This is a genomic window from Streptomyces pacificus, from assembly GCF_011766325.1.
Classification (GTDB): Bacteria; Actinomycetota; Actinomycetes; order Streptomycetales; family Streptomycetaceae; genus Streptomyces; species Streptomyces pacificus.
In genome coordinates this window covers 53954-79170 of record NZ_BLLG01000017.1, presented here as the reverse complement: position 1 = coordinate 79170, position 25217 = coordinate 53954, and the positions used below count along the sequence as shown (strand labels likewise).

The following is a 25217-nucleotide window of genomic DNA, read 5'->3' as shown; positions in this document are numbered from 1 at the left end:
TGCGTTCTCGACCCCCGGTAGCCACCGTCGGGGGCTTGACGGTTTCGCAGGTGATGTAGCGTCAATCTCCCGCGCCCACGGAGCGTCCTTCGCCTGCACTCCGAACTCGGAAGCTAGGCTTCGACATTCCGAATGCGGAGGGAGGCCGATGTGTCGGCATTGCCACTGTGCTCCGACAGGAACAGCCGCACCCCGCCTCGGGCGACCTCCTTCCCCTGCTCTTCGACCTCCGGACCGCCCAGCAACAAATCCCTGACATGCCATCAGAACGAGCGTCAGGTGAGCGTCACGAGTGGCACCGGCCGTCCATGCGAATATCGCGGTCCGCAGCCCGGGGCCCTCCTGGCAGCTGTCGAAACGGCTAGTCGGAAGCTCTCCCGGACATACGGCAAGCCTCCACATCATGGACTTCGGGAAACAGGTCGAGCGCGCCCGGCCTCGCCTGAGAAACCTACAAAACCACAGGTCAGAGCCCCTTCACCGCAGGCTCAAGGATCGCCACGCACTCCACATGCGAGGTCATCGGGAACAGGTCGAACGCCCGCAGCGTCCGCACCCGGTACCCGTGCTCGCGGAAGTACCCCAGGTCCCGCGCCAGGGCCGCCGGGTCGCAGGCGACATAGGCGATGCGGCGCGCGCCGAGGCCGGAGACGTGCGCGACCGTGGAGCGGCCGGCGCCCGCGCGGGGCGGGTCGAGGACGACGAGGTCGGTTTCGGTGATGCCGGTGCGGGGCAGCGCGGACTCGACCCTTCCGTGTTCGATGCGGACCCGCGGCAGGTCCTGGAGGTTGTGGCGGGCGTCCTCCGCCGCGCGCTTGCCGGACTCGATGCCGAGCACGGCGCCCTTCTCCCCGACCCGCTGGGCGATGGCGCCCGCGAACAGGCCCACGCCGCAGTAGAGATCGAGCGCGGTGTCGCCCTTGCGGGGCATGAGCCCCTGCATCACGGCCTCCACCAGCGTCTGGGCCGCCTTCGGGTGGACCTGCCAGAAGCCGCCCAAGCCGACGCGGTAGGTGCGGTCGTCGGCGCGTTCGCGGACGAAGGGGCGGCCGTGGACGCGGTGGACGCTGCCGTCGCCCTCGTGGACGCGCAGGACCGACACCGGCCGGTCGAGTTCCACGAGCGGCAGCCGCGCGCCGGGCCTCGGGGTGAGGACCACCTGCCGGTCCTGGGAACCCGTCGCGGCGATGGCCTCGATCGCGGCCATGCCCTCCCAGTTCCGCTTCTCGACGCCGAGTTCGGCGACCCCGGGCGCCGCGATCATGCAGTGCTCGACCGGCTCCACCTCGTGGGAGCGGTGCCGGCGCAGCCCGGCGCGGCCCTGGCCGTCGACGGCGTACTGGACGCGGGTGCGCCAGGCCGGGACCTGGCCGGCGGGCAGTTTGTCGCCCTCCGCCGGCATCACGGTGCCGTCCCAGCCGGCCTCCTCCGGGGTCAGGCCCGCGAGCCGCTTCAGCTGCTCCGCGAGGACTTCACCCTTGAGGCGCCGCTGGGCGCCGGGCTTGGCGTGCTGCCAGTCGCAGCCGCCGCACCGTCCGGGCCCCGCGTACGGGCACGGGGCCTCGACGCGGTCCTTGGACGACTTGAGGACGCGCACGGCGTCGGCGCGCAGATAGCGGGAGCCCTCTTCGCCCTCGGTGATCCGGGCGACGACCTTCTCTCCGGGGAGCGCGTGCCGGACGAAGAGGACCCGGCCGGCGTCGGTGCGGGCGATGCAGTGGCCGCCGTGCGCGACGGGGCCGACCTCGACCTCGTACTCCTCCCCGACGAGCGAGGCAGCGGATGCGTTCGGCATGGCGGGGCGACTCCAGGGGGTACGTGACGCAGGGGTACGGGATACAGGGGTACGGGATACAGGGGTACGAGGGGGGCCGCCGCCGGTCCGCGCACGGCAGCCGCCCAGTCTACGCGGCCGGGAGGGCGCCCCCTCCCGTGCCGTCGGAAGCCCGCCCTCGCGCGGCGCGGCCCTCAGATCCCGCCGCTGGGCTCCTTGGCCCGCTCGTTCACCGGTCCGCGCCGCACCGATCCGGGCGCATTCCACTCCTGGCGCTTCTTGGCCCGCTTCCTCGCCAGCTCGGAGGACTGGAGCTGGTAGGGGACCGAGGTGACCATGACGCCCGGGGTGAACAGCAGCCGGCCCTTGAGGCGCAGGGCACTCTGGTTGTGCAGCACGTGCTCCCACCAGTGGCCGACCACATACTCGGGAATGATCACGCTGACGGCGTCGCGGGGGCTCTCGCGCCGCAGGTTCTTCACGTACTCCACGATCGGCCGGGTGATCTCCCGGTAGGGCGAGTGCAGGATCTTCAGCGGGATGTTGATGCCGCGCCGGTCCCATTCCACCTTGAGGGCCGTGGTCTCCACCGGGTCGACGTCGATGCTGATCGCCTCCAGCTTGTCGGAGCGCATCAGCTTGGCGTAGGCGAGGGCCCGCAGGGTCGGCCGGTGCACCTTGGACACCAGCACGATGGAGTGGACGCGGGACGGGCGCACATGGTCGTCACCGGGCTCGTCGGGCGCGGCGATCTCCTCCGACACCCGGTCGTAGTGGCGCCGGATCGCCGACATCGTCACGTAGAAGATCGCCATGCCCAGGAGCGCCACCCAGGCGCCGTGGGTGAACTTGGTGACGAGGACGACGACCAGGACGAGGCCCGTGAAGAACGCGCCGAAGGCGTTGATCGCCCGCGAGCGGGTCATACGGCGGCGGGCTGCCTGGTTCCGCTCCGTCCTCAGATGGCGGTTCCAGTGCCGGACCATGCCGGTCTGGCTGAGGGTGAAGGAGACGAAGACGCCGACGATGTAGAGCTGAATCAGCTTCGTCGAGTCGGCGTCGTAGATCCAGACCAGCAGCATGGCGGCGCCCGCGAGCAGCACGATGCCGTTGGAGAAGGCGAGCCGGTCCCCGCGGGTGTGCAGCTGACGCGGCAGGTACCGGTCCTGGGCGAGGATCGAGCCGAGCAGCGGAAAGCCGTTGTAGGCGGTGTTGGCCGCCAGGAAGAGGACGAGCGCGGTGGCAGCGGCGACGAGCACGAAGAAGAACGTCTGCTCGCCGAAGACGGCCGCCGCCACCTGCGAGATGACCGGGTCCTGGACGTAGTCGGGGCCGACCGGCTGTCCGTCGAGGGTCAGGTCGTGGGCCGGGTCCTCGGCCATCCGGACGTTGCTGGCCATGGCCAGGCCGATGATGCCGCAGAACATGGTGACCGCGAGCAGGCCCATCAGCAGCAGCGTCGTGGCGGCGTTGCGGCTCTTGGGCTTGCGGAAGGCGGGCACCCCGTTGCTGATGGCCTCGACGCCGGTGAGCGCGGCGCAGCCGGAGGAGAAGGCGCGCAGCAGCAGGAAGACCATGGCGAGGCCGGCCAGGCCCTGCTGCTCCGGTGCGATGTCGAACTCCGCGGTCGGGGCGCGCATGGTGTCGTCGAGGACGAGCCCCTTGAAGGCACCCCAGGCGATCATGGTGAAGACGCCGAAGACGAAGACGTAGGTGGGGATCGCGAAGAGCTTTCCGGACTCCCGCACGCCGCGCAGGTTCATCAGCGTCAGCAGCAGGATGATGGCGATAGCGCTGAGCACCTTGTGCTCGATCACGAAGTGGACCGCCGAGCCGAGGTTCTCCACTCCGGAGGAGATCGACACGGCCACGGTGAGGACGTAGTCGACGAGGAGGGCGCTCGCGACGGTGAGGCCCGCGCGCGGGCCGAGGTTGGTGTTCGCCACCTCGTAGTCGCCGCCGCCGCTCGGGTACGCATGGACGTTCTGCCGGTAGGACGCGACGACGGTGAACATCAGGACCACGACGGCGGCCGCGATCCAGGGGCTGTACTGGTAGGCCGACACGCCCGCGATCGACAGAACGAGCAGCACTTCGCCCGGTGCGTACGCGACGGAGGACAGCGGGTCGGAGGCGAAGACGGGGAGGGCGACGCGCTTCGGCAGCAGCGTCTCGCCCAGCCTGTCGCTTCGCAGCGCCCGGCCGATCAGAATCCGTTTGGGCAGGTCGGTCAGTTTGGACACGGAGAGGATCGTAAGGGTTCCTTCCGGCCAGGCCCAGGTGCGGGCCCGCCTCCATGCATTCGCCTCCCGGCGGCCACGCTGCGGCCACGCGCCCTCCACCGAGCGCGATGCCGCGCCGCCCTGCCGGCGGTATGGGCACCGCGGATGAGGGCAACGCGGTCACCGCGGCATAAGCTCGTCAGGGGCGGCAACCGCACGCTGCGCCCCGTCGTTGCCCGGGAGAGCCGGGAGAGAAGAGTGAGCAGGGTGTTTGCACAGGTCATCGGGATGACCAGGACTGCGGGGTAGAGAGGTGCACATCGTGATCATGGGTTGCGGGCGCGTGGGAGCGGCGCTCGCGCAGACCCTGGAGCGACAGGGGCACACGGTCGCCGTCATCGACCAGGACCCCACCGCCTTCCGCCGTCTGGGCTCCGGGTTCGGCGGCCGCCGGGTCACCGGCGTCGGCTTCGACCAGGACACGCTCCGCGAGGCGGGCATCGAGGAGGCCGGCGCCTTCGCGGCGGTCAGCAGCGGGGACAACTCCAACATCATCGCGGCCCGGGTCGCGCGCGAGACGTTCGGTATCGAGAACGTCGCCGCCCGTATCTACGACCCGCGGCGCGCCGAGGTCTACCAGCGGCTGGGGATTCCCACGGTGGCGACGGTCCGCTGGACGGCGGACCAGATGCTCCGCCGGCTGCTGCCCTCCGGGGCCCAGGCGCTGTGGCGGGACCCGAGCGGTGGCGTCCAGCTCGCCGAGGTGCACACCTCCCCTGCCTGGATCGGCCACAAGGTGAGCCGGCTCCAGGAGGAGACCGGTGTGCGGGTGGCCTTCCTCACCCGTCTGGGCGAGGCGGTGCTGCCGACCTCCCAGACCGTGCTGCAGGAAGGCGATCTGGTGCATGTGATGATGCGCACGGACGAGATGGAGAAGGTCGAGGCGGCGTTCGCCCAGGGTCCCGAGGGGAGCGGTCACTGATGCGGGTCACGATCGCCGGCGCCGGCGCGGTGGGCCGTTCCATCGCGGGGGAGCTGCTGGAGAACGGGCACGAGGTGCTCCTGGTCGACAAGGCGCCCACCGCCATCTCGGTGGAGCGGGTGCCGCAGGCGGAGTGGCTGCTGGCGGACGCCTGCGAGATCACCTCGCTGGACGAGGCGGCGCTGCAGCGCTGCAACGTGGTGATCGCGGCGACGGGTGACGACAAGGTGAACCTGGTCGTGTCCCTGCTCGCGAAGACCGAGTACGGGGTGCCGCGCGTGGTGGCCCGGGTGAACAACCCCAAGAACGAGTGGCTGTTCAACGAGTCCTGGGGCGTCGACGTGGCGGTGTCCACACCGCGGCTGATGTCGGCGCTGGTCGAGGAGGCCGTCAGCGTCGGCGACCTGGTGCGGCTGCTGCGTTTCAGCCACGGCGACGCCAATCTGGTCGAGCTGACCCTGCCCCCGGAGTCCGCGCTCGCCGGTACCCCGGTGGGCGATGTGGCCTGGCCGGAGGACACCTCGCTGGTGACGATCATCCGGGGCCCCCGGGTGCTCACCCCCCATGACGAGGAGACGCTGGAGCCGGGCGACGAACTCCTCTTCGTGGCGGCCCAGGCGCGCGAGGAGCAGTTGGAGGACCTGCTCTCGGTCCGACGCGAGGGCCCGACGGCGACGGGCTGACGGGGCGCCGGCCGCCAGGGCCCCGGCGGCATACCGGCCGCCCGCCGCGAGGCCCCGGCGGCATACCGGCTGGCAGACGCGGCCCGGCCGGACAGGGGCCGCCGGGATACCCGGGCACCGTGGACGGCCCGCGGGCTCAAGCCCCCGGGCCGTCCTACGCCTCGCTCTCGCGGGCCGCGGCCGCCTTGCGGGCCTCCTCGGCGCGCTCGCGCTCCTCCATCTCGGCGAAGACGTCGATGGGCGGTGGAGCCTTGGCCAGGAAGACCCAGGTCAGATAGACCGCCAGCAGGAACGGCGGAAGCTTGAGCGCCACCAGGACCCAGCCGAGCTGCGTCGTGTCGGCCCACCAGTAGAGCGGGAAGAGGATCGCGCACTTGGCAAGCAGGATCAGGCCCCAGGCCCAGCTCGCCTTCGCGTAGGCCTTTTTGCGGCCGGGGTTGCGGGTCCGCCAGGAGAGGTTCTCCTTGAAGACCGGTCCGAGGATGAGGCCGATCAGCGGGACGCCCGCCAGTGTCGTGATGATGTACGCGAGGGCGAGCCCCAGCGTGTACAGCATGCCCGGCAGATAGAAGTCCTTCGCGTTGCCGGTCATCATCGCGAAGACGACACCGAAGGCGACACCGAAGACGCCGCTGAAGGCGTGCTTCACGGTGTCCCGGCGGATCAGCCGCACGGCGACCAGCGCCAGCGACAGCCCGAGGGCCGCGATGGCCGATACGTGCAGATCCTTGTTGACGGTGTAGATCGAGACGAAGAGCAGTCCGGGCAGGATCGTCTCGACCGTGCCCCGGATGCCGCCGAAGGCCTCGAACAGGGCCGCCTCCGTCACGGCCCTGGCATGCCGGCCGCGGCCGTCGTCGCCCTGCTCCTGCGTGGTCGGCTTGTCGAGGGACGTCACCGGCTACTCCTGTCCGAGCGGTCGGAGCTCGTATGTGGGATTGAACAGCACCCGCCGGCCCTGGCTCATGGAGATCCTGCCGGAGGCGATCATCTTGCGGCCCGGCTCTATGCCCACGATGGAGCGCCGGCCCAGCCACACCACGTCCAGGGCCGCGGAGCCGTCGAACAGCTCCGCCTCCAGGGCCGGGACTCCGGCCCGCGGACGCAGGGTGACCGTGCGCAAGGTACCAGTCACCTTCACGATCTGCCGGTCGCCGCAGTCGCAGATGGGTGTGCAGCCGGATGCCTGCGCGTCCTCCTTGAGCTCCGCGGACTCGAGTTCCTGCGGGGAGCTGGACAGACGGTCGAGCATCCGCCGGAAGCGGCCCGCCGGCTTCTCGTCGTTCCCGGAGCGAGGTACAGCACTCATGAGGAAAGTCTACCGGTGCGGTGTACGGGCACGGCCGGGAGACGGGCGGCGCGAAGCCCGCACCGGCCCGTTCAGCGCTCGAACCGGTAGCCCATCCCCGGCTCGGTGACGAAGTGCCGGGGGTGCGAGGGGTCGGCCTCCAGCTTGCGGCGCAGCTGGGCCATGTAGACCCGCAGATAGTTGCTCTCCGTGCCGTACGAGGGCCCCCATACCTCCTGCAGCAGCTGCTTCTGGCTGACCAGCCGGCCGGTGTTGCGGACGAGGACCTCCAGCAGATGCCACTCGGTGGGGGTGAGCCGGACGTCCCTGCCGTCCCGGTTGACCTTCTTCGCCGCGAGGTCGACGGTGAAGCCCCGGGTCCCGACGGTCACGACCTCGTTCCCGCCGCCGGCGGCGGGTTCGGCACGGCGCACCGCGGCCCGCAGCCTGGCCAGCAGTTCGTCCATGCCGAACGGCTTGGTGACGTAGTCGTCGGCGCCGGCGTCGAGGGCCTCGACCTTCTCGTCGGAGGTGTGCCGGGCGGACAGGACCAGGATCGGCACGCGCGTCCGGTCGCGCAGCCCCCTGATCACGTCGACGCCGTCCATGTCGGGCAGCCCGAGGTCCAGGACGACCACGTCGGGGTGGTGCGCCGCGGCGAGCCGCAGCGCCGTCGCGCCGTCGGGGGCCGCGTCCACCTCGTAGGTGCGGGCCCTGAGGTTGATCACAAGGGCGCGTACGATCTGCGGCTCGTCGTCGACCACGAGCACTCGGGTCATGAGTGCCCTCCTTCCGTCTCTCGTCCGTCGTCGGGGCGGGGTGCGGGGTGTACGGGGTGTACGGGGTGTACGGGGTGTACGGGGTGTACGGGGTGTACGGGGTGTACGGGGTGTACGGGGTGTACGGGGTGTACGGGGGTGCGGTCAGCCGGTGACCCGCGCCGGGCCCCCGGAACCCGGCGCGGCGGCGCCGGAGGCCGCCTGGAGCGTGAGGACCATCGTCAGCCCGCCGCCGGGGGTGTCCTCCGCGGACAGTGTGCCGCCCATCGCCTCGACGAAGCCCCGTGCCACGGCGAGGCCGAGCCCGACCCCCGCGCCGCGCGGCGCGTCCCCGCAGCGCTGGAAGGGCTCGAAGATGCGGTCCTTGGCATCGTCGGGTACGCCGCGGCCGCGGTCGGCGACGCGCACCTCGACCCGGCCGCCGTGGGCGCTGGCGGAGACCGTGACGGGGACGGCGTCGGGACTGTACTTCACGGCGTTCTCCACGACGTTGGCGACCGCCCGCTCCAGCAGGCCCCTGTCCACGCCCACCATCGGCAGGGTCTCGGGGATGTCCAGTTCCACGCTGCCCTCGGGGACGCCCACGAGGGCCATCGGGACGACCTCGTCCAGATCGGTCCGGCGCACGAGCGGGGTGACGGTGCCGGTCTGCAGCCGGGACATGTCGAGCAGATTGCCGACGAGGTGGTCCAGCCGGTCGGCGCCCGACTCGATTCCCGCGAGCAGTTCGGCCCGGTCCTCCTCCGACCACTCGACGTCGTCGGAGCGCAGCGAGGTGACCGCCGCCTTGATACCGGCGAGCGGGGTGCGCAGATCGTGGCTGACGGCGGCGAGCAGCGCGGTGCGGATGCGGTTGCCCTCGGCGAGTTTGCGGCCCTCCTCGGCCCGGTCCACAAGCCGCTGCCGGTCCAGGACGACGGCGGCCTGGGCCGCGAAGGCGCCGAGGACGCGCCGGTCCTCGGCGGGCAGGAAGCGGCCGGACAGCGCCAGGGCCAGGTGCTCGCCGACGGGCATGTCCACGTCCGCCTCCTCGGGACGGCCTGCCGGCCGCGGTCCGGCACTGCCCGCACAGGTCCAGGGGCCGATGTCGCTCCGGCGCTCCAGCAGGGCCACGGACTCCATGCCGAAGGTCTCGCGGACCCGCTCCAGCAGGGCGCCGAGGGCGGTCTCGCCGCGCAGCACGCTGCCCGCCAGGAACGACAGGATCTCGGACTCGGCGCGCAGCCGGGCCGCCTGCTGCGTCCGCCGGGCGGCGAGGCCGACGACCGAGGCGACGGCGACGGCGACCCCGAAGAAGACCGCCATGGCGACGATGTTCCGGGGATCGGAGATCGTGAACCGGTGCAGGGGCGCCGCGAAGGAGTAGTTCAGCAGCAGGGACCCGAAGGCGGCGGACGCGAGGGCGGGCAGCAGGCCGCCGAGCAGCGCCGCCGCCACGGTCAGCGACAGGAACAGCAGCATGTCGTTGGCCAGGCCGAGCCCCGGGCTGACGTGGGTCAGCAGCAGCGTCAGCGGCACGGGGCCCGCGACGCCCACCAGCCAGCCCGCGGCACTCCGCGAGCGGCCCAGCCGCGCCCCCCGGGCCGCGGGCAGTCCGCGCCCCTTGGCTGCCTCCTCGTGGGTGACGATGTGGACGTCCAGGTCGGGGCCCGAATCACGGGCGACGGTGGCGCCCACTCCGGGGCCGAGGATGTACTGCCAGGCCTTGCGGCGGGAGGATCCGAGCACGATCTGGGTGGCGTTGACCCCGCGGGCGAACTCCAGCAGCGCGGAGGGGACGTCGTCGCCTGCGACATGGTGGAAGGTGCCGCCCAGGTCCTCGACGAGGGTGCGCTGGAGCGCCAGCTCCTCGGGGGACGCGGAGGTCGGTCCGTCCACGCGGGAGACGTAGACGGCGAGCACCTCGCCGCCCGCCCCCTTCTCGGCGAGGCGGACCGCGCGCCGGATCAGGGTGCGTCCCTCGGGGCCGCCGGTGAGGCCGACCACGATGCGCTCGCGGGTCTGCCAGGTGGTGCGGATGCCGTGTTCGCCCCGGTACTGCCGGAGGTGCCCGTCCACGTGGTCGGCGACCCACAGCAGGGCGAGTTCGCGCAGAGCGGTCAGGTTGCCGGGGCGGAAGTAGTCGGACAGGGCCGCGTCGACCTCGTCGGGCCGGTGGACGTTGCCGTGCGCCATGCGGCGGCGGAGCGCCTGCGGAGACATGTCGACCAACTCGATCTGGTCGGCACGGCGGACGACCTCGTCGGGGACGGTCTCCCGCTGGCGCACGCCGGTTATCGACCCGACGACATCGCCGAGCGACTCCAGGTGCTGGATGTTGACGGTCGAGATCACGTCGACTCCGGCGGCGAGGAGTTCCTCGACGTCCTGCCAGCGCTTGGCGTTGCGCGAGCCGGGCGCGTTGGTGTGGGCGAGTTCGTCCACGAGCGCGACGGCGGGCCGGCGGGCCAGGACCGCGTCCACGTCCATCTCGGTGAAGACGCCTTCCCGGTACGCAGGTTCCCGGCGGGGGACCTGCTCCAGGCCGCGCAGCAGGGCCTCGGTCCGCGGCCGTCCGTGGTGCTCCACCAGAGCGATCACGCAGTCCGTACCCCGTGCGACGCGCCGATGCGCCTCGGAGAGCATCGCGTAGGTCTTGCCCACCCCCGGTGCGGCCCCGAGATAGATCCGTAGCTTGCCGCGCGCCATGGCCACATTGTCCTTCACCGGCAGCCGGGCGCCGGCTGCCGGTGCCCGCCGCGGACGCCCCGTCGAGGCCGCAGCCGGGACACCGGGCGCATCGGGACCTCCGCCCCCGGGGGCCGTACCGAAGCGCTGCCCCCACGCCGGCGTCGACACCCTGCGTCCCGCTGCGGCCGCGGCGCGGCTCCGCAGCGCGGCTCCGCGGCTCCCCTCCGCAGCGCGGCTCCGCGGCTCCCCTCCGCGGCCGCGTCCGCGTTCAGCGCACCTCGGTGATCTCCGGGCCGCGCTGCAGCTGCCCCATGCCGCCGGAGAACCGGGACGTCTCCTGCTCCTCCTGCTGCACGCCCTCGGGCACCATCTGCGCGTCGTTCGGCAGCTTCAGCACGATCGGGTCGCGGGGGGCCATCGGCCCCTCGCCGCGGACCACCACCGTGTCCCGGAAGACCTGCTCCAGCAGGCCGGCGGTCCCCGGCTGCACCGCGCCCTGGCCGGAGATCACTCCGCGCAGGAACCACCGCGGTCCGTCCACACCGACGAAGCGCACCAGCTGCACGCCGCCGGTGCCGTCGGGCAGCTGGACGGGGACCTGGGCCCGCAGCTCCCAGCCCAGGGGGCCCTCGACCTCGTCGATCACACCACCCTGCTGGGTGATGCCGGAGGCGATCTCCTCCCGGACCTCGCCCCAGATGCCCTCCTTCTTGGGAGCGGCGAAGGCCTGCAGCTGGATCGCGCTGTCGCGCAGCACGACCGTCGCGGCCACGATCGCGTCACCCGCCACCTCCACGCGCAGTTCCATGCCCTCGACCCCGGGCACATGCACTCCGCCCAGGTCAACGCGCCCCTCCTCGGGCCGCTCGACCTCGGAGACGTCCCAGGGGCCGTCGGGCCGCGGCGCCGGCGGGAGGTTCAGCCGGCGGGGCTCGCCCTGCTCCGCCGCGTCGCCCGTGCCGGGCTCGTCGGCGACCTGCTCGGCCTCGCCCGCCACGTCCGCCGACTCGCCAGCGGGACTGCTCTTCTTGCGACGTCCGAACACGTCACTGTCCTTCCCGGTCGGATACGACCGAAGCGTATCGATTCCCACCCTGTGAGCCGCCCGATCCGCCCACGGCGGTATGACCGCCGGTGGACCCGAAGCCCCCCTCGCCCCGCGCCGAGCCGGGAAGCTCCGCCACCTCGTGGAAGCGCACCTTCTCGACCTGCTGGACGACCAGTTGCGCGATCCGGTCGAACCGCTCGAACCGCACGCTCTCGCATGGGTCCAGATTGACCACGATCACCTTGATCTCCCCACGGTACCCGGCATCCACCGTCCCCGGGGCATTCACGAGCGCCAGTCCGCAGCGGGCCGCCAGGCCGGACCGGGGGTGCACGAACGCCGCGTAGCCGTCCGGCAGCGCGATGGACACCCCGGTCGGCAGAACCACGCGCTCACCGGGGGCGAGCACGGCGGCCCGGGTGGTCACCAGATCGGCACCCGCGTCGCCCGGATGCCCGTACTGCGGAATCGGCACCTCCGGGTCCAGGCGCCGGATGAGCACGTCCACGGGTCGGCGCATCAGGGGTTCACCTCGAAGGCGCGGGCGCGCCTGGCCTGGTCGGGGTCGGCCATGGCCGCCTGGATCTCCTCCGGACGGCCGTTGTCGATGAAGTGGTCGACCTTGACTTCGATGAAGAGGGCCTCGGCACGGACGGCGACGGGGCCCTGCGGGCCGCCTATCCGCCCGGTCGCCCGGGAGTAGATCTTGCGGCCGGCCACCGCCGTCACCTCGGCTTCCAGGAACAGCACCGTGTCCACGGGAACCGGCCGGACGAAATCGGTCTCCAGCCGCCCGGTCACCGCGATCACCCGCAGCAGCCAGTTGAGCGAGCCGAGCGTCTCGTCGAGCGCGGTGGCCAGGACGCCGCCGTGGGCGAGGCCCGGTGCTCCCTGGTGGGCGGCGGTCACCGTGAACTCGGCGGTGAGACTGACGCCCTCGCCGGCCCGCGCCTCCAGGTGCAGCCCGTGGGACTGCGCACCGCCGCAGCCGAAGCAGTGGTCGTAGTGCGCGCCGAGGAGCCCACCGGGGGCGGGCGCGTCGGGGTGCCGTACCGGCGCCGCGGCATCGGCGGGAGGGGTCAGTGCAGTACTCACAGGCGCAGACCTTACCCGCGCGGCAACCTGACGGTCGCGTCATGCCAAGCTTGGATTCATGCAGCCCTCCCCCGCCGAGTCCGGCACCCCCGCCGCGCACGGGTCCGGCACGGTCACCGCGCCCCGTTTCGACGAGCGCCTCACCGTCCCCCGCTCCTGGTGGCTGATCACCGTTCTGGTCGCGGTCTCGGGCGGTCTGGTCCTGCTGCCGCTGGGGCCGGTGCCGATGCTGGGCGGGCTGATCGCGGCGGGGGCGCTGGCGGCGGCCGGGGCGAGTTCGTACGGCTCCGCCCGGATCCGTGTGGTGGCGGACTCGCTGGTGGCGGGCGACGCCCGGATCCCGGTCCCGGCGCTCGGCGAGCCCGAGGTACTGGACGCGGGGGAGGCGCGCGCATGGCGTTCGCACAAGGCTGATCCACGTGCGTTCATGCTGCTGCGCAGCTATGTGCCGACGGCGGTGCGGGTGCCGGTGACGGACCCTCGGGACCCGACGCCCTACCTGTATCTGTCGACGCGGGACCCGAGGGGCCTGGTCGCCGCACTGCAGGCCGCCCGGGACCGCTGAGGCGCGACCGGGGACCGGCCGGCGGACACCCCGGCCGAGGCCCGGCGCGGGCCCGGCCACGCCCGACGTCGCGGCCGGGCCGGGTGGGAACCCGCCGCGGAGGGGCCCAGGCGGGTCCGGTACGCCCGCCCCCGGACGGTCCGGTCTGCGGCAAGCGCCGGATGGCGCCGCCGGTTCCGGGGCGGCGATGCCGGGACGACACCGGGGCCGGGAAGACACCAGGGCCGGGGAAGGCACCGGACCCGGGGAGCACAGCAGGGCCGGGAGCGTCAGCCGCGCCAGGAGAGCCGGCCGCGTTCAGCGGTCGAGTTCGCGGCGGAGTTCGACGGGGAGCGTGTGCGGCAGTTCCCCGGGCTGTTCCAGCCGGGGCTGCGGTGCCAGGGCGTCCCAGGGGACCTGCCGGGCGCGCAGGTCCTTGCGGATGTGTGCGGCGAGCTTCCTGGTGTCGCGCCGGTTCATCACGGCGCCGACGGCGGCACCGATCATGAACGGCATCAGGTTCGGCAGGTTGCGGACCGTGCGCTTCATGATCTGCTGCCGGAGTTCGCGCTTCATCCGGCCGCCCAGGGCGGCGTTGATCGTCGACGGGTCCAGGACGTCGATGCCGCGCTCCTGCGACCAGCTGTCGAGGTAGGCGGCCGAGCGCTGGGTGAGGTTGCCGGGCGGACGCCGGCCGTAGACCTCGTGCAGCTCGGCGATGAGCTTGAGTTCGATCGCCGCGACGCCGATGATCTCCGTCGCCAGCTCGGCCGGCAGTGCGGGAGGTACGGGCATCATGGCCGCGGCACCGATCCCGGCGCCCACGGTCGATGTGCCGTTGGCCGCCCCCGCGATCAGCCTGTCGGCGATCTGCTCCGGGCCGAGGCCCGGGAACTGCGCCCGCAGGGTGGTGAGATCGCGGACCGGAATCCGCGGTGCGTTCTCGATGAGCCGGTCGGCGATGAAGCCCAGCGTGGCCTTCGCGGCCTCGCCGCTCCTGCGCACGGCGGCCCCGCCGCTTCTGCGGACTCCCTGCCTGACGGCGTCCAGGCGCCGGGCCCTGGTCGGGGGCCCCGCCTGGGGTGCGGCCTCGAGCGAGGCCGGCCGGCCCCGCTCGTCGTCGCGCGCGGTCGGGTGCGGCGGGTGAGGCGGGTCGGGAGCGTCGTCCCGCCCGTCCGAAGGCCTCCGGGTGTCCTGTGCGCCGCTACCGCCCGGATCGGGATCCGGGCGGCCCTTCCGGCCAAAGCGCCGCTTCGCCGGCCGGTCCGCCGGTCGGTCGCCTGCCACGGCCGGCCGGGCCTCAGTCGCAGTCGCGGCAGATCGGCTGGCCGTTCTTCTCGCGGGCCAGCTGGCTGCGGTGGTGGACCAGGAAGCAGCTCATGCAGGTGAACTCGTCCGCCTGCTTGGGCAGCACCCGGACGGCCAGTTCCTCGTTCGAGAGGTCCGCTCCGGGCAGTTCGAGGCCCTCGGCGGCCTCGAACTCGTCGACGTCGACCGTGGAGGTCGTCTTGTCGTTCCGGCGCGCCTTCAGCTCTTCCAGGCTGTCGGAATCGATGTCGTCGTCGGTCTTGCGTGGGGTGTCGTAATCCGTGGCCATGTCGCTCTCCCCCTCTGGGTGTTTGCGGTGTCTCCCGCGCACGTAACGCGTGAGAGGCCGGACTTGTGCCCGACCTGAGGCGGAGATTTTGCCTCACATCAAGGTCTGTTACTCAATCGACACCCAATCCGATCCCTCATGAGTGATCAGCTTGGATGGCGATCAGGACCGTACACGGTCCTAATGTCGCACTTCACGGGTGCCACCCCGTGTACTTCCCGTGATTCCGACCCCCGGAAACCCGGACGTACCCGGCATTCCAGAGGGTCTTCGACGACGGAGCGTACAGGGCCGGAGATTCGACCATGTGATCGATCACACAGCCGACCTTCGAGTCGGGGCCCCCGGGATTCAGCGTGAAGCGAACAAAGGGCTCTCCCACCGGGCCTCGGCGCCTCCGGGAGAGGTCCGCACTCCCGGTCAGAGCGGCAGGGTGACGCGCATGACGAGACCGCCGCCCTCGCGCGGCTCCGCGATGATACGGCCCCCGTGGGCCCTCGCGACCGACCGCGCGATCGACAGGCCGAGCCCCACCCCCCGGTCGCTGCCGGTGCGCTCCTGGCGGAGGCGCCGAAACGGCTCGAAGAGGTTGTCGATCTCGTAGCCGGGCACCACCGGGCCGGTGTTGGTGACCACCAGCACCGCCTGGCCGTGCTCCACCCCGGTCGTCACCTCCACCCAGCCGCCGTCCGCGATGTTGTAGCGCACCGCGTTCTGCACCAGGTTCAGGGCGATCCGCTCCAGCAGGACGCCATTGCCCTGGACGACCGCGGGCCCGCGTGCTCCGCGGATCCCGACGCCCCCCGCCTCGGCCTCCGCCCGCGTCTGGTCCACGGCGCGGCCGGCCACCTCGGCCAGGTCGACGGGCTTGCGCTCGACGATCTGGTTCTCGCTGCGGGCGAGCAGCAGCAGGCCCTCCACCAGCTGCTCACTGCGCTCGTTGGTCGCGAGCAGGGTCTTCCCCAGCTGCTGGAGCTCGGGCGGGGCGCCCGGGTCCGAGAGGTGCACCTCCAGCAGGGTCCGGTTGATCGCCAGCGGGGTGCGCAACTCGTGCGAGGCATTGGCGACGAACCGCTGCTGGGCGGAGAATGCCCTCTCCAGTCGCTCCAGCATCTCGTCGAACGTGTCGGCCAGCTCCTTCAGCTCGTCGTCCGGGCCGTCCAGCTCGATGCGCCGCGAGAGGTCGGTGCCGACGACCCGGCGAGCGGTGCGGGTGATCTTGCCGAGCGGGGACAGCACACGGCCGGCCATGGCGTAGCCGAACGCGAACGCGATCACGCTGAGGCCGAGCAGCGCGAAGAGGGAGCGGGTCAGCAGCTCGTCGAGGGCGCTCTGACGCTGCTCGGCGATGCACAGCTTCAGAGCGGCGTTGCGCTCGGAGTTGTCGATCAGGTCGTTGATGCGGGGGCAGGTGGGGCTGGTGATGGTGACGTTGGCCCCCGGGGCGGCGCCGACCTCGACGGACTGCCGGATTCCGTCGTGCAGCGCCTGCGCGGCCAGCAGATAGATGATCGACAGCAGCAGGATGCCCGCGATCAGGAACATCCCGCCGTACAGCAGGGTGAGCCGTATCCGGATGGTGGGGCGCAGCAGGGGCCCGCCGGGCTCTCTCGGGTCCCAGGTGGGCTTGGGGGGCGCGGTGGGAGGCGCGGGTGCCGTCGCCACGGTCAGATCCGGTAGCCGGAGCCCGGGACGGTGACGATCACCGGGGGCTCGCCGAGCTTGCGGCGCAGGGTCATGACGGTGACCCGGACGACGTTCGTGAACGGGTCGGTGTTCTCGTCCCAGGCCTTCTCGAGCAGCTGCTCGGCCGAGACGACCGCGCCCTCGCTGCGCATCAGGACCTCCAGCACGGCGAACTCCTTGGGGGCGAGCTGGATCTCCCGGCCCTCGCGGAAGACCTCGCGGCGGTTGGGGTCGAGCTTGATCCCGGCTCGTTCCAGGACGGGAGGCAGCGGCACGGTGGTGCGCCGGCCCAGCGCCCGCACGCGCGCGATGAGCTCGGTGAAGGCGAACGGCTTGGGCAGGTAGTCGTCCGCCCCGAGCTCCAGGCCCTCCACACGGTCGCTGACGTCGCCGGAGGCGGTGAGCATCAGGACGCGGGTGGGCATGCCGAGCTCGACGATCTTGCGGCAGACGTCGTCGCCGTGCACGACGGGCAGATCGCGATCGAGGACGACCACGTCGTAGTCGTTGACCCCGATGCGTTCCAGTGCGGCGGCGCCGTCGTACACGACGTCGACCGCCATGGCCTCCCGGCGCAGTCCGGTGGCCACCGCATCGGCGAGCAGTTGCTCGTCCTCGACGACGAGTACGCGCACGGGGCTGGTCCTTCCTCTGTGACTGCCCGGTCCATCCCCGGGCAGGTCGACGGCGACCCCGAGGGGGCGACGGTCGAATATCGGTTCGCTGTCGTCTCCATCCTGCCCCTTACGCGCGTAAACCGGCTGTAAGACGGAGAAGGCGACCCCGGTGGCTCCCGTGCGGCACCCGGGGCAGCGAGCCGGCGGCACCAGGCGTGCGCCGGGAATTCACGGGATAGGCGATCGAGTTGAGGTTTCCCCGGGGGTGGCCGTGGGGAGGACGAGTGCACACCCCGCGATCACGCCGTGTATGTGGCATGCCACACCCCGTCTCTCTGTCCCCCAGAGGGTGCGCGTGATCCACCACCCGCCACCGACCCACGACGAGGGGGCGCAACCATGGACGCATTCACCGCAGGTCTTCTGCAGCGCATCAGGACCACGGAGACCGACCTCACGCAGGCCCGCGAGGACGGCGACGACTTCCTGGCGGAGGTCGAGCAGGCCGAGCTCGAGGACCTGCACCGTCTCGCGGCGGAGCACGGCGTGAAGGTCGGCGCCGTCCGCGTCTGACCGGCCGGCGGGGGCCCGGTGCCGCAAGCGGAACCGGGCCCCCGCGCATGTCCGGGCGCGTGCGGCCGCCGGAGCCCGGCGGTACGCGGCCGCCCGGGCGGGTGCTCAGTCGTGCCAGGCCCCCAGGTCGTCGAGCAGCCGCTGGAGGGGCGCGAAGACTCCCGGCGACGCCGCCACGGCCAGGTCCCGGGACGGCGGCTCGCCGGGGCGGGATCCGGTGAGAGCACCCGCTTCGCGGGCGATGAGGTCCCCCGCGGCGAGGTCCCAGGGGTGGAGGCCCCGCTCGTAGTAGCCGTCCAGACGGCCGGCGGCGACGTCGCACAGGTCCACCGCCGCGGAGCCGCCGCGCCGGATGTCGCGGAGCCGCGGGATCAGCAGCCGGGCCACTTCCGCCTGATGGCGGCGCACCTGCTCGACGTAGTTGAAACCGGTGGACACCAGCGCCTGGTCCAGCGGCGGGGCGGGCCGGCAGCGGAGCGGGCGGTCGCCGCAGAAGGCGCCGCCTCCGCGCACGGCCCGGTACGTCTCGCCCCGCATCGGCACCTCGACGACCCCGGCGACGGTCTCGCCGTCCCGCTCCGCCGCGATGGACACGGCCCACGTCGGCAGGCCGTAGAGGTAGTTCACGGTGCCGTCGAGCGGGTCCACGATCCAGCGGACCCCGCTCGTGCCCGCGGTCGAGGCCCCCTCCTCGCCGAGGAAGCCGTCGTCCGGCCGGGCATCGGCGAGGAACCCGGTGATCAGCTTCTCCGCCGCGATGTCCATCTCGGTCACGACGTCGATCGGGCTGGACTTGGTCGCTGCCACGGCGAGGTCGTCGGGTCTGCCGTCCCGCAGCAGCTCGCCCGCCCTGCGCGCGGCCTCCAGCGCCAGGGAAAGCAGCTCGCCGTCGAGCTCGCCGTCGAGCTCGCCGTTCGGCTCGTCATGCGGGGAAGCGGGCAAGGGGTCGTGCAGGGGGTCGGTCACGGAATGGCTCCCGGGTGGTGGCTGTGTCGTGTACCGGAGCGCGTGCCGCGCTCGCGGCAGGCGCCCGTCTTGCGTCCTCGGGCGGAAGAGTCCGCACGCGGCGGCGGCCGACCGCGGCGTACACCCGCCCGCATACGGGGACCTGCTCAGCGGGCCGCCCGCACAGGGCCCCGGCCGGCGGCGGCCGTCCCCGGCCGTCGGCGGCGGTGTACACCCGCCCGCCGCTCAGGCGAACGGGCTGTCCGCGCCGGCCGCCGCCGGACGCTCGGACCTGGCGGGGCAGCATCCGACCGGGCACAGGTCGTGGGACGGCCCCAGCTCCCCGAGCGCGCACCGCCGCACCGACTGCCCCCTCTCGGTGGCCGCACGCTCCAGCAGCAGGTCGCGGATCGCCGCGGCGAAGCGCGGGTCCGCGCCGACGGTCGCCGACCTGCGGACCGGAAGCCCCAGCTCCGCAGCCTTCCCGGTGGCCTCCGTGTCCAGGTCGTAGCGGACCTCCATGTGGTCCGAGACGAAACCGATCGGCACCATCACTGCCGCCGGCACGCCCGCACCGTGCAGATCCTCCAGGTGGTCGCAGATGTCCGGCTCCAGCCAGGGGATGTGCGGGGCTCCGCTGCGCGACTGGTACACGAGCCGCCACGGGTAGGCGACGCCGGTCTCCTCACGGACCGCGTCCACGATCACCCGCGCCACGTCGAGGTGCTGCCGCACATACGCACCGCCTCCGCCGTGCTCGGCGACCGGGCCGGAACCGTCCGCGGCCGCGTCCGGGATGGAATGGGTGGTGAACGCCAGATGCGCGCCGGCCCGCACGTCCTCGGGCAGGTCGGCGAGCGAGGCGAGCACGCCCTCCACCATCGGGCCGATGAAGCCGGGGTGGTTGAAGTAGTGCCTCAGCTTGTCGACACGCGGCAGCGGCAGCCCCTCGGCCTCCAGCGCGGACAGCGCGTCCGCGAGGTTCTCCCGGTACTGGCGGCAGCCCGAGTACGAGGCGTACGCACTGGTGGCGAGCACCGCGACCCGGCGGTGCCCGTCCAGGACCACCTCCCGGAGGGCGTCGGTCAGATACGGCGCCCAGTTCCGGTTGCCCCAGTACACCGGCAGATCGATTCCGGCGCCCGCGAAGTCCTCGCGCAGCGCGTCCAGCAGGGCCCGGTTCTGGGCGTTGATGGGGCTGACTCCGCCGAAGAGGAAGTAGTGCCCGCCGACTTCCCTCAGGCGCTCCCTGGGGATGCCGCGGCCACGCGTCACATTCTCCAGGAAGGGGACCACGTCGTCCGGCCCCTCGGGGCCGCCGAAGGAGAGCAGCAGCAGGGCGTCGTAGGGTGCGGGGTCACGCAGGGCGGGATCGTGCTGTTCGGCCATGAGGCGATCCTCCCACCAGGCTCCGACAACGGGACAACCGCACTGGAGTAAGGCTTGCCTCACCAGTAAGCTGTACCGCCACTCACATTCCTTACGGAGCGCCGTCTTGCCCAGTCCCTACCGCGCGATATTCGCGGCCCCCGGCACCCTGGCGTTCTCCGCCGCGGGCCTCCTCGGGCGGATGCCGCTGTCCATGATGGGCGTCGGCATCGTGGCGATGGTCTCCCACGTCACGGGCCGCTACAGCCTCGCCGGCTGGCTCTCCGCGACCCTGGCGCTCTCGGCGGCGGTGCTCGGCCCCCAGGTGTCCCGGCTGGTCGACCGGCACGGCCAGCGCAGGGTGCTGCGTCCGGCCCTGCTGATCTCGGCCGCCGCGGTGGCGGGACTGCTCGTCAGCGTCCGGCAGGGGGCACCGCACTGGACGCTCTTCGCCTTCACCGCCTGCGCCGGCTGCATTCCGGCGGTCGGCGCGATGACCCGGGCCCGCTGGGCGGCGATCTACCACGGCTCCCCGCGCGAACTGCACACCGCCTACGCCTTCGAGTCGATCGTCGACGAGGTGTGCTTCATCGTCGGGCCGATCGTCTCCATCGGGCTGTCGACGGTCTGGTTCCCCGAGGCGGGCCCGCTGCTCGCGACGGCCTTCCTGGCGGTCGGCGTCCTCTGGCTCACCGCGCAGCGCGGGACCGAGCCCGCACCGCACCGGGACACGTCCGGAAGCGGCGGTTCCGCGCTGCGCTCCCCCGGTCTGCGCGTCCTGGCCGTGACGTTCGTCGCGACGGGTGCCGTCTTCGGCTCCGTAGACGTCGTCACGGTGGCCTTCGCCGAGGAGCAGGGCAGCAAGGCAGCGGCCAGTCTGGTCCTTGCGGTGTACGCGCTGGGGTCCTGCCTGGCCGGAGCGGTCTTCGGGCTGCTGCATCTGAAGGGCGAGCCCGCCCGCCGATGGGTGCTGGGCGTGTGCGCGATGGCCGTGAGTATGATCCCCCTCCAACTGGCCGGGAATCTGGCGGTCCTGGCCGTGGCGCTCTTCGTCGCGGGACTGGCCATCGCGCCCACCATGGTGACGACCATGGCCCTCGTCGAGGCGCACGTACCGCGCACCAAGCTGACCGAGGGCATGACCTGGACCGGTACCGGGCTCGCGGTCGGCGTCTCACTCGGTTTGTCGGCCTCGGGATGGGCGGTGGACGAGTACGGGGCCGGTGCCGCGTACGCGGTGCCCGCGACGGCGGGAGTGCTCGCGGTCGTGGTCGCGTTCCTGGGGTACCGCCGGCTGCGCAGGCCGGCGCCGACGCGGGAGGGGCGGGATGACGAGCACATCCGGAACCACGAAGGGGCGCGCGTGGCGTAACTGGGCCGGCACGGTCGCCGCCCGCCCGCTGCGGGAGGTCGCTCCGGCCTCCACCGGGGAGCTGGCCGAGGCCGTGCGCCGCGCCGCGGAGGACGGTCTGCGGGTGAAGACGGTCGGCACCGGCCACTCGTTCAACGCCATCGCCGCCACCGACGGCGTGCTGGTCCGGCCCGATCTCCTCACCGGCATCCGGGAGATCGACCGTGCGGCGATGACGGTGACCGTGGGGGCCGGCACCCCGCTGAAACGGCTCAACGCCGCGCTCGCCCGGGAGGATCTGTCGCTCGCCAACATGGGCGACGTCATGGAGCAGACGGCCGCGGGCGCCGTGAGCACCGGGACGCACGGCACGGGCCGCGACTCGGCCTCGATCGCGGCGCAGATCCGGGGCCTTGAGCTGGTCACCGCCGACGGTTCGGTGCTGACCGTCTCGGCGAAGGGCACCGAAGGGGAGCGGGAGATCTTCGCCGCCGCCCGGGTCGGGCTCGGCGCCCTGGGCGTGGTCAGCGCCCTCACCTTCGCCGTGGAGCCGTTGTTCCTCCTGTCGGCCCGCGAGGAACCGATGTCCTTCGATCGGGTGACATCGGAGTTCGACGAGCTGCACGCGGAGAACGAGCACTTCGAGTTCTACTGGTTCCCCCACACGGGCAACTGCAGCACCAAGCGCAACAACCGCAGCGCCGGCCCCCTCGCCCCACCCGGGGCGGTCAGCGGATGGATCACGGACGAGCTGCTCTCCAACGGGCTGTTCCAGGTGGTCAGTTCCGTCGGGCGCGCGGTTCCGGCCGCGGTACCGGCGATCGCGAGGGTCTCCAGCCGCGCGCTGTCCGCCCGCACCTACACGGACATCCCTTACAAGGTCTTCACAAGTCCCCGCCGGGTCCGCTTCGTGGAGATGGAGTACGCGCTTCCGAGGGAGACCGCCGTCGCGGCACTGCGCGAACTGAAGGCCATGGTCGACCGCTCACCGCTGCGCATCGGCTTCCCGGTGGAGGTGCGGACGGCGCCCGCCGACGACATCACGCTGTCCACCGCGTCCGGGCGGGACAGCGCGTACATCGCCGTGCACATGTACAGGCGCACGCCGTACCGCTCGTACTTCACCGCGGTGGAGCGGATCATGACCGCGTACGGCGGCCGGCCGCACTGGGGCAAGATCCACACACGCGACGCGGAGTACCTCGACGGCGTCTACCCGCGGTTCGGCGAGTTCCTGGCGCTGCGCGACCGGCTCGACCCCGGCCGGCTCTTCGGCAACGACCACCTGCGCCGGGTGCTGGGAGGCTGAGGGCCGCGCGGCCGGGAGTGGGGAGTGCGGGACCGCCACCGGCGAGGGCTACGGGCCGGTGCCGGCACCCGCCCCCGAGTCCTGCCCCGAAGGAGCGTCGGGCACCGCCTCGGGCAACGACGCCGGCGCGGATGCCGCAGGGTTCTCCGCAGCGGCGGACCCGGAGGGCTCGGGGTCCGGACTGCCCGCCCCGCCGCCGTCCGCTCCCGCAGCCGCTCCCGAGCCGGAATCCGTGCCGGAGTCCGAGCCCGAGTCCGAGCCCGAGTCCGAGTCCGCACCGGAGTCGGTGCCGGAATCCGTGCCGGAGTCCTCCGACGGGCCGCTGGACGCGGACGGCCCCGTGTCCGTTCCGGAACCGCTCCCCTGTCCTCCGTCCGGGTGCACCTGCTCCCCGCCGCCGTCGCCCGGAGAGTCCGACGCCGACCCCGAGGGCGAGTCCGAGGGCGAAGGGGACCCTCCGTAGCCGGTGCCGCCACCCCCGCCGCGCACGACCGTGCCCACGGTGGTGCCGGGTCCGCCGCTGAGGTCCCGGCCCGAGGCGAGCTCGTAGCCGGTGATGCCGACCATGGCGACCACGAAGACGACGACGGCGGCGAGCGCGGACCGCCTGCGGCCGCGGACGCGGGTGCCATGGGTGGTCGCCTCGCCGAATTCCCCGGACCCGAGCCGCTCCCGGTACACCGGGGGCCCCGCGCCCGGGGAGTCGCCCTGCGGCCGGGCACCCTCGGGCCGGGGTTGCCGGGTGACATCGCGAATCTGTTCGCCGGTTCGCCGGAACAGGTGCTGGAAGACCGAGCCTCCGCAGGTGGCCACGACACTCACCACTCCGGCGCCCAGGACCGTTCCGTAGACGCCGAGTCGGGAAGCGAGGACCGCCGCCGCGACCGCCGCGACGGCACTGCCCGCGACCTGCGGAAGGCTCAGGTCAAGCCGCCGTTCCTTCCGTTCCGCCGCATCATCCCTCGTCTGGTGCATCTCCGGCCTCTGCTCACCCATCGGTTTTACCGTGCACCAGGAAGGAACATATGGGCGAATCAAACAGTTCCGGTTCTGTGGATTCTGTGAAGCTTGCCACCCCTGAATTCGGGGTAGGGAAACGGAACTTGCCGTCTCCACGACAAAGCCGGCGGCGCGCCGGTCCACCGTGATGGCCCGAATGGAGTACTGTGACGAGCCCTGGGTCCGGTCTCTCTCACGGGTGTGCGGCCCCGGGAAAAGGGGGCCGAAAGCGGCACTCGAACCGGCGGCGCCGTGGCACCGCACGGTCGCCTGCGATACGAGGTGACGGCATCCGTCACCCTGCGTCGCAAACAGGTAACCGTGCCATAACGGCGGTCCAGGGCCCACGCCCGACACGCCGGGCAACTCGGCAAGGTTGTGGCAGGCTGCACCCGGGCAGGCCACACTCGACTAGCGGAAGCAGCGACGCACGTGACGTCGGCAGGCACCACCCGGGAGGTCCCCATGCCCGAACTGCGTGTCGTGGCCGTCTCGAACGACGGCACACGACTGGTGCTGAAGGCTGCGGACAGCACGGAGTACACGCTTCCGATCGACGAACGGCTGCGCGCCGCCGTCCGCAACGACCGCGCGCGCCTCGGCCAGATCGAGATCGAGGTCGAGAGCCACCTCCGCCCCCGCGACATCCAGGCGCGCATACGAGCGGGCGCCTCCGCGGAGGAGGTCGCCCAGCTCGCCGGCATCCCCGTGGAACGGGTGCGCCGGTTCGAGGGGCCCGTCCTCGCGGAGCGCGCGTTCATGGCGGAGCGTGCCCGCAAGACACCCGTCCGGCGCCCCGGGGAGAACGCAGGACCGCAGCTCGGTGAGGCCGTCCAGGAACGGCTGCTGCTGCGGGGCGCGGAGAAGGACACCGCCCAGTGGGACTCCTGGCGCAGGGACGACGGCACCTGGGAAGTGCTCCTGGTGTACCGGATGGCGGGCGAGCCGCACTCGGCGACCTGGACGTACGACCCGCCCCGCCGGCTCGTCCAGGCCGCCGACGACGAGGCCCGGGCACTGATCGGGGAGACCGACGACACGATCGGCGTCAGCCACGAGCCGAGCTCCCCGTTCGTACCCAGAATCGCCCGGCTCCCCCGGGACCGGCCGCTCGACCGCGCCCCGGACCGTGCCGCACAGCTCCCGGCAGCGGCACTCGAGACCGAAGAGACCGAGCGGGACTCGCTGACCAGCCTGCTGGAGGCGGTGCCGAGCTTCCGGGGCGACCTGGTCGTGCCGGAGCGGTCCGCGGCTGACGGACCCGGCACCGAAGCCGTCCAGGAGGCGGAGGCCGAGGAGCCCCCCGCCCCCGCGGCCTCCGCCGGCGCGGGGGCGGCCTACACGGACGTCCTGATGCCGCGCTCGGTCACCGGGCACCGCGACCGCCTCACCGGCACCACGGACCGGCAGGCCGAGGCCGACGGCGTCCGCCCGGGCCGCCGGGCGGCGGTGCCGAGCTGGGACGAGATCGTGTTCGGTACCCGCAGGAAGAAGCAGGAATAGACCCATCGGGCCCGCACAGTGGAGGGCTTCCACGGGTCGGCGGTTTCCGTATGAGCCCTCCCCCGCTCTCCGGTGCCGCGCCGGCAGCGTTCGCGGCGCCCGGCGCGGCACGGCGGCAAGCGGTGTCGCCGCATCAGCCGCATCAACCAAACCGACCGAACCAGCCGAACCAACCGAGCGGGCC

The 25217-nt window shown here is 72.4% G+C and carries 24 protein-coding genes; 8 read left to right on the top strand and 16 right to left on the bottom strand.

The features are described from left to right. Positions 1 to 466: 466 nt before the first annotated feature. A complete protein-coding gene (locus SCWH03_RS22650; RefSeq protein WP_173266145.1) occupies positions 467 to 1795 on the bottom strand; it encodes a class I SAM-dependent RNA methyltransferase in 1329 nt (442 codons plus the stop codon). Positions 1796 to 1968: 173 nt separating this feature from the next. Then, complete coding sequence (locus tag SCWH03_RS22645; protein WP_173266144.1) at positions 1969 to 4017, bottom strand: APC family permease; 2049 nt, start codon at positions 4015 to 4017, stop codon at positions 1969 to 1971. 292 nt (positions 4018 to 4309) lie between these two features. Here SCWH03_RS22645 and SCWH03_RS22640 point away from each other — a divergent pair, with 292 nt between their 5' ends. Both SCWH03_RS22640 and SCWH03_RS22635 read left to right on the top strand, forming a co-directional pair. Beyond that, positions 4310 to 4978: a potassium channel family protein gene (locus tag SCWH03_RS22640; RefSeq protein WP_173266143.1), complete on the top strand. Its 669-nt coding sequence runs from the start codon at positions 4310 to 4312 to the stop codon at positions 4976 to 4978. Then, on the top strand, positions 4978 to 5661 hold the full coding sequence (locus tag SCWH03_RS22635; protein WP_173266142.1) for a potassium channel family protein: 684 nt from the start codon (positions 4978 to 4980) through the stop codon (positions 5659 to 5661). Before SCWH03_RS22640 ends, SCWH03_RS22635 begins: the two co-directional genes overlap by 1 nt. Positions 5662 to 5815: 154 nt before the next feature. Here the strand turns inward: SCWH03_RS22635 and SCWH03_RS22630 are convergent, their stop codons facing one another. The 3 genes from SCWH03_RS22630 to SCWH03_RS22620 form a co-directional block, all read right to left on the bottom strand. Further along, positions 5816 to 6559 (bottom strand): DUF3159 domain-containing protein, encoded by a 744-nt coding sequence (locus SCWH03_RS22630; RefSeq protein WP_173266141.1) that lies wholly within the window; start codon positions 6557 to 6559, stop codon positions 5816 to 5818. A 3-nt stretch (positions 6560 to 6562) separates the two neighbouring features. Next, entirely contained in the window at positions 6563 to 6970 is a 408-nt protein-coding gene (locus tag SCWH03_RS22625) for an OB-fold nucleic acid binding domain-containing protein (protein WP_173266140.1), read from the bottom strand. Between the two features lie 71 nt (positions 6971 to 7041). Next, positions 7042 to 7728, bottom strand: a complete 687-nt coding sequence (locus SCWH03_RS22620; protein ID WP_173266139.1) for a response regulator — start codon at positions 7726 to 7728, stop codon at positions 7042 to 7044. Between the two features lie 2 nt (positions 7729 to 7730). On the opposite strand from SCWH03_RS22620, the gene SCWH03_RS22615 reads away from it, so the two are divergent. Continuing rightward, complete coding sequence (locus tag SCWH03_RS22615) at positions 7731 to 7883, top strand: hypothetical protein (RefSeq protein WP_173266138.1); 153 nt, start codon at positions 7731 to 7733, stop codon at positions 7881 to 7883. Here the strand turns inward: SCWH03_RS22615 and SCWH03_RS22610 are convergent. The 4 genes from SCWH03_RS22610 to SCWH03_RS22595 form a co-directional block, all read right to left on the bottom strand. Then, positions 7873 to 10416, bottom strand: a complete 2544-nt coding sequence (locus tag SCWH03_RS22610; RefSeq protein WP_173266137.1) for an ATP-binding protein — start codon at positions 10414 to 10416, stop codon at positions 7873 to 7875. The genes SCWH03_RS22615 and SCWH03_RS22610 overlap by 11 nt on opposite strands. Positions 10417 to 10666: 250 nt before the next feature. Continuing rightward, positions 10667 to 11443, bottom strand: coding sequence for a DUF3710 domain-containing protein (locus SCWH03_RS22605; RefSeq protein ID WP_173266136.1), 777 nt, complete (start codon positions 11441 to 11443; stop codon positions 10667 to 10669). A gap of 1 nt (position 11444) precedes the next feature. Further along, entirely contained in the window at positions 11445 to 11966 is a 522-nt protein-coding gene (gene dut, locus SCWH03_RS22600) for a dUTP diphosphatase (RefSeq protein ID WP_173266135.1), read from the bottom strand. After that, complete coding sequence (locus SCWH03_RS22595) at positions 11966 to 12541, bottom strand: PaaI family thioesterase (protein ID WP_173266134.1); 576 nt, start codon at positions 12539 to 12541, stop codon at positions 11966 to 11968. Before SCWH03_RS22595 ends, dut begins: the two co-directional genes overlap by 1 nt. Positions 12542 to 12599: 58 nt before the next feature. Between SCWH03_RS22595 and SCWH03_RS22590 the strand changes: the two genes are divergently transcribed. Next, complete coding sequence (locus SCWH03_RS22590) at positions 12600 to 13106, top strand: DUF3093 domain-containing protein (RefSeq protein ID WP_173266133.1); 507 nt, start codon at positions 12600 to 12602, stop codon at positions 13104 to 13106. Between the two features lie 297 nt (positions 13107 to 13403). Here the strand turns inward: SCWH03_RS22590 and SCWH03_RS22585 are convergent, their stop codons facing one another. The 4 genes from SCWH03_RS22585 to SCWH03_RS22570 form a co-directional block, all read right to left on the bottom strand. After that, positions 13404 to 14372 carry a hypothetical protein gene (locus SCWH03_RS22585; RefSeq protein ID WP_173266132.1) on the bottom strand — a complete coding sequence of 323 codons (969 nt, stop codon included), beginning with the start codon at positions 14370 to 14372 and terminating at the stop codon, positions 13404 to 13406. Between the two features lie 13 nt (positions 14373 to 14385). Then, on the bottom strand, positions 14386 to 14682 hold the full coding sequence (locus SCWH03_RS22580) for a DUF4193 domain-containing protein (protein WP_017946571.1): 297 nt from the start codon (positions 14680 to 14682) through the stop codon (positions 14386 to 14388). Between the two features lie 420 nt (positions 14683 to 15102). Further along, a complete protein-coding gene (locus tag SCWH03_RS22575; protein WP_173266131.1) occupies positions 15103 to 16347 on the bottom strand; it encodes a sensor histidine kinase in 1245 nt (414 codons plus the stop codon). A gap of 2 nt (positions 16348 to 16349) precedes the next feature. Continuing rightward, a complete protein-coding gene (locus SCWH03_RS22570; protein ID WP_173266130.1) occupies positions 16350 to 17003 on the bottom strand; it encodes a response regulator transcription factor in 654 nt (217 codons plus the stop codon). Positions 17004 to 17384: 381 nt separating this feature from the next. Between SCWH03_RS22570 and SCWH03_RS22565 the strand changes: the two genes are divergently transcribed. Then, positions 17385 to 17558, top strand: a complete 174-nt coding sequence (locus tag SCWH03_RS22565) for a hypothetical protein (RefSeq protein WP_173266129.1) — start codon at positions 17385 to 17387, stop codon at positions 17556 to 17558. Between the two features lie 105 nt (positions 17559 to 17663). Here SCWH03_RS22565 and SCWH03_RS22560 read toward each other — a convergent pair whose 3' ends face one another. Both SCWH03_RS22560 and SCWH03_RS22555 read right to left on the bottom strand, forming a co-directional pair. Next, positions 17664 to 18500, bottom strand: coding sequence for an inositol monophosphatase family protein (locus SCWH03_RS22560; protein WP_173266173.1), 837 nt, complete (start codon positions 18498 to 18500; stop codon positions 17664 to 17666). A 249-nt stretch (positions 18501 to 18749) separates the two neighbouring features. Beyond that, positions 18750 to 19892 carry a ferrochelatase gene (locus SCWH03_RS22555; protein ID WP_173266128.1) on the bottom strand — a complete coding sequence of 381 codons (1143 nt, stop codon included), beginning with the start codon at positions 19890 to 19892 and terminating at the stop codon, positions 18750 to 18752. 106 nt (positions 19893 to 19998) lie between these two features. Here SCWH03_RS22555 and SCWH03_RS22550 point away from each other — a divergent pair, with 106 nt between their 5' ends. Then, a complete protein-coding gene (locus SCWH03_RS22550) occupies positions 19999 to 21243 on the top strand; it encodes an MFS transporter (RefSeq protein ID WP_173266127.1) in 1245 nt (414 codons plus the stop codon). After that, positions 21200 to 22531, top strand: coding sequence for a D-arabinono-1,4-lactone oxidase (locus SCWH03_RS22545; protein WP_173266126.1), 1332 nt, complete (start codon positions 21200 to 21202; stop codon positions 22529 to 22531). The genes SCWH03_RS22550 and SCWH03_RS22545 overlap by 44 nt, the downstream gene beginning before the upstream one ends. A gap of 48 nt (positions 22532 to 22579) precedes the next feature. Here SCWH03_RS22545 and SCWH03_RS22540 read toward each other — a convergent pair whose 3' ends face one another. After that, positions 22580 to 23527, bottom strand: a complete 948-nt coding sequence (locus SCWH03_RS22540; protein WP_173266125.1) for a hypothetical protein — start codon at positions 23525 to 23527, stop codon at positions 22580 to 22582. Between the two features lie 435 nt (positions 23528 to 23962). Between SCWH03_RS22540 and sepH the strand changes: the two genes are divergently transcribed. After that, positions 23963 to 25033 (top strand): septation protein SepH, encoded by a 1071-nt coding sequence (gene sepH, locus SCWH03_RS22535; protein ID WP_173266124.1) that lies wholly within the window; start codon positions 23963 to 23965, stop codon positions 25031 to 25033. Positions 25034 to 25217 lie beyond the last annotated feature (184 nt).